This is a genomic window from Stygiolobus caldivivus, from assembly GCF_019704315.1.
Classification (GTDB): domain Archaea; phylum Thermoproteota; class Thermoprotei_A; order Sulfolobales; family Sulfolobaceae; genus Stygiolobus; species Stygiolobus caldivivus.
On sequence record NZ_AP024597.1, the window covers coordinates 1571986 to 1587333 of the forward strand.

Annotated in this window: 16 protein-coding genes and 1 tRNA gene; 9 read left to right on the forward strand and 8 right to left on the reverse strand. The window is 41.3% G+C overall.

From position 1 onward, the window contains the following. Nucleotides 1-3: 3 nt before the first annotated feature. Nucleotides 4-591: a hypothetical protein gene (locus KN1_RS07230; RefSeq protein ID WP_221286646.1), complete on the reverse strand. Its 588-nt coding sequence runs from the start codon at nucleotides 589-591 to the stop codon at nucleotides 4-6. Nucleotides 592-651: 60 nt separating this feature from the next. Between KN1_RS07230 and KN1_RS07235 the strand changes: the two genes are divergently transcribed. The 4 genes from KN1_RS07235 (at nucleotide 652) to KN1_RS07250 (ending at nucleotide 3983) form a co-directional block, all read left to right on the forward strand. Beyond that, nucleotides 652-2010 (forward strand): hypothetical protein, encoded by a 1359-nt coding sequence (locus KN1_RS07235; protein WP_221286648.1) that lies wholly within the window; start codon nucleotides 652-654, stop codon nucleotides 2008-2010. A 19-nt stretch (nucleotides 2011-2029) separates the two neighbouring features. Continuing rightward, the gene (locus KN1_RS07240; protein ID WP_221286650.1) at nucleotides 2030-2380 is read left to right on the forward strand and encodes a hypothetical protein; all 351 of its coding nucleotides are present in this window, start codon (nucleotides 2030-2032) and stop codon (nucleotides 2378-2380) included. Nucleotides 2381-2485: 105 nt separating this feature from the next. Beyond that, nucleotides 2486-3370, forward strand: coding sequence for a DUF973 family protein (locus KN1_RS07245; RefSeq protein ID WP_221286653.1), 885 nt, complete (start codon nucleotides 2486-2488; stop codon nucleotides 3368-3370). Nucleotides 3371-3665: 295 nt separating this feature from the next. Beyond that, the gene (locus tag KN1_RS07250) at nucleotides 3666-3983 is read left to right on the forward strand and encodes a hypothetical protein (RefSeq protein ID WP_221286655.1); all 318 of its coding nucleotides are present in this window, start codon (nucleotides 3666-3668) and stop codon (nucleotides 3981-3983) included. A gap of 199 nt (nucleotides 3984-4182) precedes the next feature. Here the strand turns inward: KN1_RS07250 and KN1_RS07255 are convergent. Beyond that, nucleotides 4183-4269: transfer RNA gene (locus tag KN1_RS07255), tRNA-Thr, on the reverse strand. 1012 nt (nucleotides 4270-5281) lie between these two features. Between KN1_RS07255 and KN1_RS07260 the strand changes: the two genes are divergently transcribed. Further along, nucleotides 5282-5575, forward strand: coding sequence for a hypothetical protein (locus tag KN1_RS07260; RefSeq protein ID WP_221286657.1), 294 nt, complete (start codon nucleotides 5282-5284; stop codon nucleotides 5573-5575). Between the two features lie 13 nt (nucleotides 5576-5588). On the opposite strand, the gene KN1_RS07265 is transcribed toward KN1_RS07260, so the two are convergent. Genes KN1_RS07265 through treH2 form a run of 3 tightly spaced genes read right to left on the reverse strand, consistent with a single transcriptional unit; the run spans nucleotide 5589 to nucleotide 8802 of the window. Further along, nucleotides 5589-6491, reverse strand: a complete 903-nt coding sequence (locus tag KN1_RS07265; protein WP_221286659.1) for a tetratricopeptide repeat protein — start codon at nucleotides 6489-6491, stop codon at nucleotides 5589-5591. Between the two features lie 30 nt (nucleotides 6492-6521). After that, entirely contained in the window at nucleotides 6522-7064 is a 543-nt protein-coding gene (locus KN1_RS07270) for a hypothetical protein (protein WP_221286661.1), read from the reverse strand. Beyond that, complete coding sequence (treH2, locus tag KN1_RS07275; protein WP_221286663.1) at nucleotides 7030-8802, reverse strand: alpha,alpha-trehalase TreH2; 1773 nt, start codon at nucleotides 8800-8802, stop codon at nucleotides 7030-7032. Before treH2 ends, KN1_RS07270 begins: the two co-directional genes overlap by 35 nt. On the opposite strand from treH2, the gene KN1_RS07280 reads away from it, so the two are divergent. Then, entirely contained in the window at nucleotides 8801-10180 is a 1380-nt protein-coding gene (locus KN1_RS07280) for a glycosyltransferase family 4 protein (RefSeq protein WP_338057014.1), read from the forward strand. The two genes, treH2 and KN1_RS07280, sit on opposite strands and share 2 nt — an antisense overlap. Before the next feature lie 4 nt (nucleotides 10181-10184). Here KN1_RS07280 and KN1_RS07285 read toward each other — a convergent pair whose 3' ends face one another. Further along, nucleotides 10185-10385 carry a hypothetical protein gene (locus KN1_RS07285; RefSeq protein WP_221286665.1) on the reverse strand — a complete coding sequence of 67 codons (201 nt, stop codon included), beginning with the start codon at nucleotides 10383-10385 and terminating at the stop codon, nucleotides 10185-10187. 408 nt (nucleotides 10386-10793) lie between these two features. On the opposite strand from KN1_RS07285, the gene KN1_RS07290 reads away from it, so the two are divergent. Together KN1_RS07290 and KN1_RS07295 are read left to right on the forward strand one after the other, a co-directional pair. After that, nucleotides 10794-11504, forward strand: coding sequence for a purine-nucleoside phosphorylase (locus tag KN1_RS07290; RefSeq protein WP_221286666.1), 711 nt, complete (start codon nucleotides 10794-10796; stop codon nucleotides 11502-11504). Between the two features lie 24 nt (nucleotides 11505-11528). Further along, nucleotides 11529-12764: an HD domain-containing protein gene (locus KN1_RS07295; RefSeq protein WP_221286668.1), complete on the forward strand. Its 1236-nt coding sequence runs from the start codon at nucleotides 11529-11531 to the stop codon at nucleotides 12762-12764. Here KN1_RS07295 and mvaD read toward each other — a convergent pair. Next, on the reverse strand, nucleotides 12754-13728 hold the full coding sequence (mvaD, locus tag KN1_RS07300) for a diphosphomevalonate decarboxylase (protein ID WP_221286670.1): 975 nt from the start codon (nucleotides 13726-13728) through the stop codon (nucleotides 12754-12756). The genes KN1_RS07295 and mvaD overlap by 11 nt on opposite strands. Then, nucleotides 13718-14680, reverse strand: coding sequence for a GHMP family kinase ATP-binding protein (locus KN1_RS07305; protein WP_221286679.1), 963 nt, complete (start codon nucleotides 14678-14680; stop codon nucleotides 13718-13720). The genes mvaD and KN1_RS07305 overlap by 11 nt, the downstream gene beginning before the upstream one ends. Nucleotides 14681-14693: 13 nt before the next feature. Here KN1_RS07305 and KN1_RS07310 point away from each other — a divergent pair, with 13 nt between their 5' ends. Then, entirely contained in the window at nucleotides 14694-15311 is a 618-nt protein-coding gene (locus KN1_RS07310; protein ID WP_221286681.1) for a hypothetical protein, read from the forward strand. The last annotated feature ends 37 nt before the right edge of the window (nucleotides 15312-15348 follow it).

Here is a 15348-nt window from a genome sequence, read left to right on the forward strand (position 1 = left end):
ACCTCACCCCGTAGAAGAAGGAACACCGGTATAAGCGTACCCTACTCTGAACATGTACAAGCCGTTATTGAACATAACCCATATTACTACGTAATACCCTTTTCCTCCGTTTGGTACCCCCTGCATGTCAATTGTCACGGGAGTGTTCGACGGGATCGTGTATACGCTTAATTTCCCCTGATATAGCTGGTTCCCGTTAATATCATATATTTGAGTCGCAGTTATCTGTGACGCTTGTAACTTATTAGGCAAATACACTTGGAAGTTCACATTCTTTACGACGGGGAGGTTAGGGGTTACTACCCCTGCTGAGGTAACTAAATAAGAGGGGATAAGGAACACGTACACGGTGTAGTTACCGGAGTAGGAAGGGTCGTATGCCTCTACTAGTATACTACCTACTCCGTTACTCGAGACAAGTAAGGGACCGGGAGAAATTGTAGTCTGAGAAGCTAGTTGGGAAGCTTGCTGTTCGGCTATCGTGAATGCTTCAGTAGGGGCGAGGAATGCCGATGTAAACCCGAACACTACTAACCCTATAATCAGAACAGCTATTACTATTATCATCGTCTGAACTACGCTTTCTACCATCTAAATACCACTATTTGGAAATTCGAAAAATATAAATATAAATTTTGCTGAGAAAAGTCTATGGGAAACGCGATAGTTAACATGATGCTCGTTATCGCGACTGTACTAATTTCGATAGTCGCCCTAAGCCTCTATTCCTTCTATATCTCGTACACAAATTCAAACTTAGCTTATATCAACGCCTTCGAATCATTTTCAAAGTCTATTACGATAAGTGTTTCACCTCTGTCTTTTAAAGCGTACACGAACAGAAACCCTATAATATTTAACGTCTCGTTCTTAGCTTCTGTCTCCGTTAAACACTACGATTTAAATAAAGGTGAGCTAATCGTCGTACCCTTCGTTACACATTCCAACCCTAACATCTACTTGTACGTACCTACCGGACTTCAAAATAGTAGCATTAACGTTAGCAGTACTATACCCGTAAACGGTCAAGTGTACCTGCCAGACGGTAATTTATTAGGCACTGTAAACATGGAGGGCTACAAGGTACTAAACGGCCAAGTATTTTCAGTAACTTCAAACGTGACCAGTAGTGAGGTCATAGTACTATGGGTATTAGTGGAGTTCCAAGGGAAGTTTTACAGGCTAGGTTATACTTACTTAGTACCCCAAGACGAAGGGTTAGGAGTGTATGTAGCTTCTTCTTCAGGGAGATATAACCCTTCTAACATCCAAGTAAACCTAAACCCACCTTTAATATTCGCGAGTAATAAGGGGTTAGTGTTCGGGATGTGGTTTGAACCGTACCTTATTTCGCCAAGTAAGTCCATGCTCGTAAACATCACTTTCGAGCTTAAAGCCAACCAGAAAGTTTCCTTGGTATTTTACACACAAGGTAACGGCGTTTACGTAAACGAGACCGTTTTACAACTAAATAATCTTATTACTTCGTCCGTTGTAGAGACAATTTACAAGGGGATTGTGCAAGGGCAGTGGTATTTCTTAAACTTTAGTACCGGGGCACAACAACTTGTAGGGCCTAACTTGGAAATGTACATCAGTTTATATGATGCGAACCACAAACAGTTAAGTAAAGTCCAGTTAATTAACCCAGCTATAGCTAGTGCTAACGGTTATGCTTCGATAATCCAGTTCGGGAACTCTACGTCTTCCGTGAATTTGATTTCCCAAGCCGTTATGTCAAGTGAACAAAACCCAAACGCTCCTATGTACGAAGTTACTGGGAGCCTACTTACGAACGGTTATCTATATAATAATTCCAATGACCTATATCAGATTATAGGAAGTTCTCCAAAAGAGATATACTCAATAGTTTACTGGTACTTTGTCTCACCTTATTATCCCCCTCCTTCTCAGGTAAGCGCAACAGTCTGGTATTATCCTCAAGGGAGTAAATCCGTTGCTACCACGTATATATACGAAACCGGGAATAATATGTGGGTTTTAAGCTGAGAGGTTATTAAGTGGTTTTATGGCGTTTACGGTATTTTTAGTCCTAGGTATAGTAATAACAGTTACGTCACTTTACTTTTTTCTATACGGGGAGTTGATGCTCCATAAGGCGAAGACAAAGGGGCCGGCCAGCCCCTTCACGTATAGGGTCTTACTAGTCCTTAAAATAATGTTAGTGATACTGTTCTCTGCTTTTTTGCTAGTTTACTTTGAATATAACTTACCTTTTTACTCTACAATATTCTCCTCTATATCTACTATAAATTCAATATACCTACTTAGGATAAAGAGGATTAGTGCCCCGGTACTGATAGGAAATTTACTGTTGACGAGTGCTTCTTTTTACCTATTTTACTTGTCTTTGTACTAAGTGACCTTAAATTGATAAAGAAAGTCGCCTCGCGAGATATTTCTAGTAAGATTTATCGTGATATTTATAGCAAGATTTATATAGACATATTCCAAAATTTTGATTATGAAAAATAAATATTATTATTTTAAAGGAGTGAGTGATGTCACCACTGTTTTGATCCTTGTTGTTGCATTTATCATTATAGTGTTAATATTTCTAGGGCTATTCTTTGGGCTTTTACACCCACCAGCGACTGCAAAGGCTGTAGGCACGGGTATGTTAGTGTGTTCTAATAATTATTATATAGCCTATTTTTACATGAAATCCAACGGCAACCTCCAAATAGATTCTGCGACGATTTACGGTACAAACATAAACGCCCTAAATAACGCTACATTAACTAACGGAGAAAACACAATAGAGTTAATCTTCCCTACCTCACCTCAATTCATACCGCAAGAAGGCGAGACTTACCAGGTCATAGTAGGGCTGAGTAACGGAGAAAATGTCCAAGTGACATTAGTGTTTTTGGGAAATACACCACTACCATCGCCTCCGCCACCACCTACTAGCACGTCTACGGTACCGACGACATCGTCCTCTTCACCGAGCACCACGACAAATTCTCAAACCACCTCAACAAGTAGTAAGTCTACTAGTACGACCACGTCTACAACGTCTTCTTCATCGAGTACCACAACTACCTCCAGTACGACGTCAAGTAACTCACCTCCTCCACCCCCTCCTCCATCATCAAGCAGTACTACTACATCTACTTCAAGTTCAAGTAATGGCGGCGGTAATGGCGGCGGAGGTAGTCCTCCTTCGAGTAGTTCGTCCTCAAGTTCTCCATCATCGTCATCACAAGGTTCTTCTTCGTCTTCCAGTCCTCCACCTATAATAGCAATTACCAAAAGCGATTCGAGCTTGGTAAACCTGATACCAGCTATAGTTTTAGTTGGACTAGCGGTTTATTATTCTAGGAATTTTGTGGCTGATAATAAATAAGTCGTATGTCTAAAATTATTTTTTATATTATTGTTCATATTATTGTATGTATATAGTAATATAATATTTTTATAATAATATCTGGTCAGAATTAAATCAGGGTAAGTATTTTAAATAATTACGATATTAATCTATATCTATCGTACATAAATTTATAAAATTTAGCCTAAACATGTTTTAAAGCTATCAACATAATACATAATATGCTATAACGGGTAATGAAATTGTTAATTTTCGCTCTATTATATATCAACAAAATTTTTATAACGGGAAAAGATTGAAATATCTAATTAGAATGACGGTAACAGTATCAAGATACGTAGAGCCTTCAATTTATGAATTTCTTGTAAAGCTGAACCTTACGACTTGCTGGTTACTGGACTTTAAAGTTATAACTAATCCTGAAGCTTTCTTCAATAACTTTATCCTAAATAAATACGATAACTTGGCAATTATCGTAAATGAGAGATCGAAGGAAAAAGTAAGAGAGATAGTCGAACTTGCAAAGGACAACTGGGTCTCAGTCCTAGCATTTATTAGCGATAACTTAAGAGAGGAAAAGTTTTTACTATGTGTTAAAAGTAAAATCAAAATAAAGAATTTTACCTCCTAGCCCTTTAATAACAAAGTTTGTAAAATATAAGTTATATTTCGAGAGTGATCTTTCAAAGTTTACACCCGTTTCAAACTTATTATAAGTTGAGAATAAGGTTTAACAACTCGTCATGGGGAGTTATTTTGGTCGGAAGGACTTACTGATAGTGTAGGAGACTCTAAGGCCTACTGGAGTAAACATTAGCCTCTGGGAGAAAAGCCGCGGCCGGGATTTGAACCCGGGACCTCTGCCTTTCTGCCCTAAATACCAGGGCAGCGCTCTAGCGAGGCTGAGCTACCGCGGCAAATAAAATTTTACCTTAAAAGGATTATAAAATCATCGCCTACTTAATTTGCCATGTTTGTATTAAACCCCTATTGAGTTTAAGGAAGTAGGCCTCACAGAATTTTATAAAAATCACGATTAATACCAGAAATCAGGGCCGACTATAATAACTTTTTATAAACTGCGATAGCTATTTGGTAAAACCGCATGGTAATTTACGTAAAATCCTTACGTCAATATATTTTTACTAAATAGATGTATACTATTACATCTTCTCGGCGAGGGGTTGGATACTCTTGAGTATTTAACATAAGGTCAAGTATAAGTATTCAGGCAAATGTTCAGGGTAATACTCAACTGCTACGATTTTTCAATATACGTTAATCGTAGCATCTAATTATTGTCCTAAATACTTACCTTAGTACTTATACTCATTGTGCTAAATACTTTAGACCCCAACAGCTCTAAACCGGGCAGTCGTCATATCTTATATTTATACCTTGGCAAGTCCTAAAGGGCAAGACCTCATCCTTCAGTCTAACATATGTGTCCGCTTTATACGAAGACCTCGCCTTTTATTAAATGACCGAGTATGAATTAGTAAAAGCGTGTCGACGTAAAGTTTTTAGGTAAAATCTGGTCGTGGTGACCAGATACTACCTTGGGAACTTATCTCGACAAATCTTACCCTATTTTTATGTTTAGCTCTTGAAAGCCCAAGGCTCTAAACGGAGAGCCGTATCATTATCATTTGTTTAGTATAAGCGTATCGTCATAGTGTTTCAGGTAAAATACTATCCCTAATATTGACGGTCATCGGTTCGAAACAAACCGTCAACCCCTCCTTTTACTTGTAATGATTATCACTGAAAATTTTTTCTTTGTTTTTATGCTATATTTTCTATCTTTGTTTAGGTTAAAAAATATTTATTTAACATATTTCAAACAGTAGAGAATGACTCTCTTGCTAGATATACTAGGTTAAAGTTTAAAAACAATAAACCAAATTATACACAATAGGGATAATTGTCATGACAGTTCCGGCTTCAAGGTTCACAGAACCTTCGGTTACAGAGTTCCTCAGTAAATTAAACCTTGACACTTGTTGGCTCTTTAATTTTAAGGCGATTAAAGACCCTGAAGCCTTTCTTAAAACTGTATTTTTCTCTAGATACACTACTTTAGGTTTTGTAACTAATGAAAATGAAAGAGATAAAGGTAAGCAACTGGTGGAAATAGCTAGAAAGTATAACATAACAGCAATAGCTTATTTGAGTAGGAGTGTCCCTTCAAACAGCTTCCTCATATGCGTCAAGGAAAAATGAGACAATTTGCTTATTACCGTATATTACTTCTATCCGTTTTACAGAGCTGTAACAATTCGTCTTTGAAGTCTTGTTCTATTCTTTTTTCTTCTAAGTCCTCGCACAAGACGTCTCCGAACTCTTCAAGGTCTTTTAAGTACTCGCTTAGGACTTTAATCGCATTCCCTTTATCAAGCGATGAGAGGATCTCTATCTCTGTAGATACCAGATAGGGGTTGTCTGGGTCTATCTGTAATGCTTTTTTGATCTCTTCAAAAGCTTCCTTGGTCTTACCCATGGATAATAATACTTGGGACTTTGTCTCATAATAATAAGGGTTTTCTGGGTTTATTTCCAGAGCTTTATCTAAAAATTCCAACGCTTTTCCATAATCCCCAATTGTATAATACGTAAAACCCAGGGCGTAAAGGTTCTCGTCGTTTTGAAGGTCGGACTGGTATTCGCCTATAGCCTCTTCATACTTACCCATTTTAAAGAGTATATCTCCCCTTAACTTATGCAACCTCATATCTTTAGATAGAGAAATAGCCTTATCTATGACATTTAAGGCGTCACCATACTTACCTAACTCGTATAGGGCGTTAGCCTTGTACGTTAGGAACTCTACGTCATCTTCTAACCTCCTATCTTGCAGTAACGCCTTGTCCATTTCTTTTAGGGACTTACTGATGTAGTCTTCAATCCCCTCTTCATACCCGAGGGTGTATAGAATGTAAGCGTGGAGTACTAAGGTCCTGGGTTCTTGCTTTTCCTTTAACGCTTTTTCACAGTTCGTTAGGGCTTCTCTAAGTTTACCTCTCTTAAACTCGGCTAGGCATATATAGTAGAATTTTTCGGGGCTATCTTTCAACCCCTTTAACAACTTCAATGCCTCCGTAATCTTTCCCTCTTTTATAAGTTCCTCTACTTCTTCCATACGTACCAGCTCGCTAAAACACTTTCAGGTTTATGCCTTAGCGAATAAATAGTTCTTTGTATATATTTTTAAATCAGTCAGTTTCATCTCTTCTATCTCTTTTAACTTGTCACTTAATTTTCTAAGCTCTTCTTTCGTAAGGCTGGCCCTGATGTTCTCCATCTCTTCTTCTCCCCTCTCTGTCAGCTTTATTTGGCTCCTCGTCACCCTCATGAAGTTACTCTTTATTAAGGAAGATAAGTGGGAGTCTATTCTAGGGCTGTAAATGAAGTAGAGCTTACCCCACCTAAACGTAAACATTGGGTCTTGGATCACCTTATAAGGGGACAATACGTCATACGTAAAGAAGGCGTTTACATAGAGTTTGTACTTCTTCTGGGACGTCTTACCGTTCATTGAGAGGAAGATTAAGTGGTCAATAGTGAGGTCGTACTTAACTTCACCTCGTTTACATAGGTCTTCTTGGCTATTTGATAAGTATTTCAATATATAGTATGCGCTTTCACATGAGCCGTACTTCTCAATTTCCTCTATTGCTTCATTTATCAGTTGGAGCATCCTGCTTCCTTTCATTCCATTTTTCCTCCATTTCGATTACTGTAATGACCACCCCTGAATGGGGGAACAGGTGGGGGAAATTACCTCGGGCTTCACACGTTTTCGGGTCTACATGTTCACCTATTAACCCGAGCGGGGAGGAGCACTCCCTCAACTTCTCCAGCAGTTTTACCGCTTTCTCCTTTTCGTTAAGCCTTACATAGACCCTCGCCATCCATAAGGTGACCAAGGTAAACGGGTTCACCGTATTACCGAGGAAGTCCCTTCTGTACCTCAAATAAAGTCCGTCTTCGACTTTTAGTTCGTTCTCTATCCTATTTAATGTATTGAGGAAAACTTTTTCCCTCGGTGAGATAAAGCCGTATAGGGGAAGGGTAAGTAGGGCTGCGTCTATCTCATCGCCACCGTAATACCTTATAAAAGACCCGTCCCTTACACCGTTAGACATTACGTCTTGCTTGATCTCGTTAGCGATAGCACCCCACTCCTCAGCAGAGTCGCTATAACCTAGTGCAGAGGCCAACTTTGAAGCTCTGTCCATCGAGACCCAGCTCATAACTTTCGTGTGTGTATAGTGCCTTGTGATCCCCCTTTCTTCCCATATGTCTGTACTCGGGTCCTTCCAAGAGGACTTCACCCAAGAGGCTATTGACTCAATAGCCCAGAAGTTTCTGTCTATATAATCATCGTCACCTGTCTCTTGGTAGTAGGTGTAAAGCGAGTTCATAAAGGCACCTTCGACGTCCATCTGGATTTGTAAGTACGCGGCGTTGCCTATCCTGACCGGTTTGCTGTTGAGGAAACCGTTTAACCAGTCTAAAGTCTCTTCAGCGGGTGGAGGAGTACCGTCTATCGTATAGAACGGGTGGTCGAAACTCTTAGAGGACGGGTCGAGGACACTGATGAGGAAGTCCAGCGTCCTCCTGGCGTAGTTAGTAAGTCCCGCCTTTACTAGGGCTTCTATAGCGTATGAGGAGTCTCTGACCCATACAAACCTGTAGTCCCAGTTCCTCCCTTCACCCACGATCTCTGGGATGGACGAAGTAGGCGAGGCTACAATACCTCCTGACGGCTTATAATACATCCCGAGGATAGCGGAAAGTGAGCGGTAATACATCTCCCTTAATGTGTTTACTTTCCTGGCCTTTGACAATTCCTTTTCTACATATCCAATGAGCTTAGAAAAAGCGTCATAGGGCCTGGAATACACAAAGCCTTTCTGGCTAAACAGGCCGTATCTTAGGTCTTTCGAGTAGAGTAAGTATAGGTAACCTCTACCGGGTTTTATCCTCACCTCATAAGGGGACAGCACCTCGTAGTTACCGTATATCAGGAGTTCGAGGCCTTCTTTAGAAAGGGGGTTCTTGTACGTGATACCCTTATCCTCTATTATTTCCGTGCCCGCGTTTATGAGCCCGTAGTTAAATACGGGCCTTATTATAGCCTCCAACTCGACTTCGCTTTCATAGAGCCTGATCACGGCCGGCAAGGAAAGAGGGAGGAAGTCTATTACCTTGGCTTCCGCTTGGCCTACTTTAAACGAAGTCTTTACAGCTAACGTATACCCTATGTACTCCTGCTGGACTTTATACCCTTCTCCGAGCGGGGTCAAAGAGAAGTACCCCCCTTTTTCACTGTCTAAGACCTTGGTAAACACTGAGGGAGAGTCAAAGCGTGGTACGGGGAACCAGTCAATACTACCGGTGGACTCTAGTGCTGATGTCAGCCCGTTGGAGAGGAATGCGTAATTCATGGTATCATTATACATACTCACTTTTTTAAGTGTAATAGCCAATATTATTTATCCTACCATGTTCTCTGTCGCAATTAATACTCAAACTCCCCCTATCAGGTTCAGACAGACCTATAGGGACCTTGTCGAGAAGTACGGTTACTTAGAACTACCTATAGAGCTCTCCTCAATCGACAGCTCAGACTACTATATATCCGTAGGAGGAGTAGCTAAGATGATGATGGCGATAATAGACCGCTTCTCTAAGGCCAGATGGGTGTCTTTGGGGCCCGGTTATCCTCCGTCAGTGTCCTTTAACGGTAGGGAATTCTATTTCGTCGACGTCCAGCCAGAGGTGTTAAAAGGGTATACTGAATTCAAGGAAGGTATTTATAACGAGTCACACGGGCTAACTAAATACGAGATACAGCCCTTTCATTACATTTCTTATGCAGACTATAACTGGCTTTCAGCTAAGAAGCTCCTAGAGTTTTACAAGGACACGGACGTGTACTTCATAAACGACTTTCAGCAACTCCTTGTAGGTGGTATTATAGGGCCCTCTGCACCTGCTGTTATTTGGTACCACATACCTTTTGTGCCCGAGACTCTTTCACGCAGGGTCAGGGACTTTATAGTAAAGTCCTTTGAGGGCTTTGATTACGTTATCGTGAGTACTAAGAGGGACATTGAAGGACTTTTAAGGGCCGGTGCCCGGGTAAAGGTCAAACAGATTTACCCTTACATCGACATGTCTTGGTATAGGAGAGTAGGCGAGAGTGAAGTACAGAAAGTCAAGGATAAGTACGGAATTAAGCCTGACGATAAAGTGATCACTGTCGTAGCGAGGATGGACCCGATGAAGAGCCAAGACGTAGCAATTATGGCTTTAAAAGAAGTTAAGACCCCGAATACTAAGCTGTTGTTAGTGGGTAACGGTAGTTTTACCAGTGGAGCTTTAGGTACCGGGAAGGCTAGTTCGTGGGTGAGGAGACTTAAGGGTTTGGCTCAAGACCTCGGTGTTAGTGATAGGGTTATATTTACCGGACACGTAGACGATGAGGAGTTGTTCGCTATATATGAGGCGTCTGACGTAGTGGTTTTACCCTCACGCATTGAGGGTTTCGGTCTAGTGGTCTGCGAAGGGTGGGTTTACGGAAAACCTGCTGTCGTCAGTTCCGGGGCTGGGGTCAGTGAGTTGATTATCGAAGGGGCTAACGGGTTTACTTTCAAGAGCAGTAATTATGAAGAATTAGCACAAAAAATTGATATTACCTTGAAGGATCCAGATAAGTACGGGTTAATGGGAAAGGAGACCGCTAAAAAGTGCCATGTTGATGTCGCTTTTGAACAAATAAAAGATGTCTTTATAGAGGCAATGAAGGACTACGGGAAGTAAAAACTTACCTAGTCTCTGTTGGCTTTATAATTATGGTACCGCTCTCCTCGTCGACTTGTAGCATAAATTTAGTACCGTGTCTCTCTACCATGGATTTCGGTATGTATAAGTTTAGGGGTAGTGTGTAGTACTCATATTCGTAAGTCTTGCCTCTAACGGTCTTCTTTCCCACTAGTCTTTTAGCTTCTACTACTCTCTCTTTCATAAGATAACGTATTACGTCTGTCTTTTTAAACCTTATTCCAAATATTCCTAATATGTTTTCAACAGTTAACGATGTAAATAAAATTAATTTCTAAAATATACACGTCTACCAATTATACTAGAGCCACGATAAAGTACTTACCGCATTAACTATGAGGTAATATGCCTAGTCAAGTACTAAAGAGAAAGTTTATTGCCACATACATATGAGATGTGTATGCTTTAAGTTTCAAGCTCCTGTTACCCTTTATCGACTGACCGGTATAAATATAAACACATTAAAACCGGGTGGCAAGCAATAATACTAAGACCGCTTTTACCCGATCACACATCAGCCTTGAGCTAAACCGGGTGATGAACACCGGCTGTCATGAGTTAATGATATAAATCGTCATCAATGCTGATCTTAATGAACCCAGTTCACATACTGGCTAAAAAAGGGGATGTCGCAGAAAGGGTCTTAATAGCAGGGGACCCAGGTAGGGTCAAACTACTATCCGCACTCTTAGACCAACCCAGACTTGTAAATGAAAATAGGGGTTACTTAGTATATACGGGGGAATACAGAGGTGTAGAAGTAAGTATTGCGACCCACGGGATAGGGGGGCCTTCTCTAGCTATAGTCCTCGAAGAGCTTTCTATGCTCGGGGGTAAGACCTTCATCAGGTATGGGACTGCTGGTGCTCTGGTGCCGGAGCTCGATAAAGGCGACTATGTGATAGTGACCGGGGCGTCTTACAACCAAGGTGGGCTGTTCCATCAGTATTTTAGGGAAGACGCATGTATTTCTCCTACACCTGATTTCGAAGTGACGTTAGCACTGTATAGCTCGTTCAAGGCTAAAGGGTTAAAGTTCTTTACAGGAAACGTGTTCAGCAGCGACGCGTTTTATGCTGAAGACCAAGAGTTTGCCAAGAAGTGGTCGGAAAGGGGGAATATAGCGGTCGAAATGGAGTGCGCTACCCTTTTCGCCCTGAGCAAAATGAGGAAATTAAGAAGCGGGGCTGTAGTCGTTATCTCCGATAGCTTGGTCAAAGGTGGCTGGATCACTAAAGAGGAACTGGAGAAAAGGGTCATGGACGGGGCTACAGCGATTTTAGACGCACTTATCAATTTTTAAAATCAGGCTCCCCTCTATCTTATAATGAGTAAGCTCATCCGAGACCCTATACACGGTTATGTAGAGGTAAGTGATAGAGCACTGGGAGTTATCTCAGACCCTTATTTCCAGAGGCTTAGGTACATAACTCAGAACGCGTTAGCCTACTTAGTGTATCCGGGTATGAGACACACCAGGTTTGAGCATAGCTTAGGGGTAATGTACTTAATAAAGGAGTTCCTACAGTATATAAAGAAAAATAGTAATGTAGGGTTCATAGACGACGAATATATTGAGCTTGTTGGAGTAACCGGGTTGCTACACGACATAGGGCACTTAGCGTTCTCCCACACCTTCGAGTCAGGATTACATGTGGCTAAGGAAGTATACGGTGAAAATCGGGTGGACTATAAAGGTAAGAAGACTCACGTCTACACAGGAATAAAGGTCATAGAGGACTACCTCTCCTCGCCTTTGGAGAAAAACTTTTCCTCGATTGGTGACCCGGTAAAGTTTGTAGTTAACGTCCTCAAGGAAGAGCCTAAGAACGAAGAAGAGAGGCTAGCCCTCCAACTGGTATCTAACTTCGTTGATGCCGACCGAGGGGACTACCTATTGAGGGACTCGTACTATGCTGGTGTCGGTTACGGCTCATACGACATTGAGAGGCTAAAGAGGGTACTGACATACGTCAACGGAAAGATAGCAGTGTTGAAAAAGGCTATCCCTATTGTAGAACAGTTCCTCCTAGCGAGGATGTATATGTTCAAGAACGTCTACTTCCACAGTGTAGTAGGTATGTATAACTCTATATTATCTCATGCTATTGCCAAGCTGATCCTAGAAGAAAAGATAGACCTATCTGATATACTCCACCTCACAGACGTCAATGTGCTTTCCATGATCTCTTCCATGGGAGACAAAAAGTTCTCAGATGCAATTTTCTTCCGCTCTGGGTATAAAAGGATAAAGAGTGACATAGAAGGGGAGTGTTTAGATAAGGTCGAAAGGGAGAAAGTCCTGGAATTAAGTAGGGAGACTAACGGTGGTATAATATACTATGAATTTTTCGATACCCCGTACAGGGAAGAGAAAGAGGCTGTTTATATATATGACGGGGAAAACACTTATCAGCTCTCCAAGTTTTCAAACCTACTCAATGCCGTGAGGGACCTGAAAAAGGCAATAATAGTATATCATGTCAGCCAAGCAGAGAGGGTCAGGGAGTTTGAGAAAGAGATAAACGAATGTTTAAAGGCGTCTCAAGGTGTTAATGAATGAGTCTGGGACCAGAGCCCACCCTCGTGACAAAGTAGTCCGTAATACCAATCTCTTTGATGAAACTGATCACTTCTTCAACGTGGCTCTGCGTAGTAAATATGTGTGGGTTAGGCCCCGCATCGAACGTGTAGGCAGCTATGCCACTCTCTTGTACCCACTCCATAACCCTTAAAGACATGTCGTTAAGGTAAAAGAACGAAGGCCAACTATCCAGTATCACTGCGTGCATGCTGTTACTGTGCCTCATAGTCCAATAGTAGAACATCTCCTCGTCTTTCTTTTCTATCGCAGCTATCACGTCTTTAAGTGTGTTTTCTACAAACTCTAACCTACACTTGAGTAGAGGAGACGTCTGGGTAGTCCTTATCATACCCTTACGCGAGGAGACTTTTTTCTTAGAGGGCGAGACTAAAGGTATTATGTCTACGAGCTCCCTCCAATGTGTTTCAGGGAAAAGTTGGTAGCAATACGAGTCTTCCCCGTCGTCTCTTTCTCCCTTAGTCCAAATTACGAATCCCCCTACTGTGCTCCTGCAAGCACTACCTGAACCTATCCTCGCTATTTTAGACAGTTCCTTCTGGTCTAACCCTAACCCTAATGCACTATTAGCTGCATAAGCTAAGGCAGCTATCCCGGCAGCTGAAGAAGCCAGACCTGCAGCCTTAGGGAAATTAGAGTTGGAGACCACTCTAGCGTGGATTTCTTTACCGTACAGTTTCCTGAATATCTTTAGTACTCTCCCACTGTACTCTTCGACCTCTTCAGGACTAGCACGTTCACCGTTAATTACCACTTCGTCTCTTTCGAGCCCTTCATCAAATATCACTTTAGTCCTGACCTCTAGTCCTTCTAAAGTTATGGATAGGGATGAATTTAGGGGTAAGTTTAGTTCTTCATTCCTTTTCCCCCAGTACTTTATAATTGCTATGTTTGAAGGGGCTATTGCCTCGGCTTCAACTCTCAATTTTCAAACCCTCGTCTTCATTTAGTGGGATCACTGTCACCCCTTTAATTTTACTCCACTCTTCTTTTACTCCTTCAAGTCCATCCCCGATAGCGACAACACTTTCTCCTCCCGCACCGGGTGAGAGCGCTATTAAGGCCCCCTCCCTTTCAGCTATTTCTTCTAATCTTCTGGTCATTTGGTTTTCTACCTCTACGCCTATCTCCTCAGCTAACCTCTCAAGCATTTTCCTAGCAAGCCTCACGTGTTCCACAGCCTCTTCGATTTTACCCTTTTCAATTAGAGTTATCGCGAAGTTGTTTTCCCATTCAATAGATTCCATCACCTCTTTAAACCTGGGGTCATCTTTCTTTTTGACAAACTCAGATACCGAACTTACCGTATCAAAACTTTTACCTATAAACGCGATAACAATACCCTTATTTAACTTAAGGGGCTTAATGTAATAGTCCATCTTTTCGATATCTGTAAACCTCTTATACACTATAGAACCATACACGGCTGAGGCTATGTCAAAGCCGCTTCCTATCCCTCTTTGCCTCTCATAGTTCGCCCTCTGGGCTATCTTGTGGACTTCGTCTAGGTTAATATCACCTACCAAGAGAGAGTAAATACAAGACGTTAAGGCTACTGTGGACGCAGAGGAACTCCCTAGACCGCTTTTCTTACCGTTTATGACGAACGCATCGTCATTGTAAAGTTTTACGTGAAATTTAGGGATTTCTCCGTACATTTTTTTGAACTGGTTTAAAACACTTTCAATGAGTTCGTTTCCCCTCCCTCTGAATACCCCGTAGGTGGTCTCAAACGTATTTTCTGTAGATAGCTTGCACTCGGCGTGAACCCTCTTGTCTACGGAAATAACGTGACTTATTCCCCCGAATACTACTGAATAACTCCCTACCCAGAGTATTTTGCCCGGGGCACTGACTACACTTTTTATCTCTTTCACCCTAATTGTAGTTATGGAGTTTATTCAAAAAAGGGATAGGCTGGTTTTAACTTTAATTTCCCAATCCGGCCCCGGAGGAATTGATGTCAACGCTCTTTTTTCATCCCTATCTTTGTATATGGATAAGGAGTCAGTGCAGAGGAGCATAGGTGACTTATACGTTAAGGGGTATATATCTATATTGAACAACGGGGGAGAAATAAGGTATTTCGCGTCAAAGCAAGTAAGGGACGCTATGATAGCCCTAGAAGTCCAAAAGTATAGGATAGCGAGTTATGTCAACGAGTTGAGTAAGAAAAAGGACGAGATAGTGCAGATACAAGATAGGTCGAAACAGATTGAAGAGTTAAGGAGTATCGTTAGTAAAGGGCTAAACTTGATATCCCTAGGCTTGGTTAGTCTGTACTCTGCGATGCCTGAGCTCACTATCCCCGAGTATGTAGAGAGTATTCAACCTTTAACGGAAGTTTTAAGTAGATTAACTAAGATTGTAGAACCACCTTATAGTAAAGATGACTTAGAAAACATATTGAAGATTGTGGAAAGGTTTAGAGGCGAAAAGGATTATAAATTGTTAAAAGAAATCGTAGAAAAGTCTGAAAGTGTTAGCAATGAAAATAAAAGTACGTAAAAAGTGTGTAAAAGTTTTTTATATGACTAGATCATAC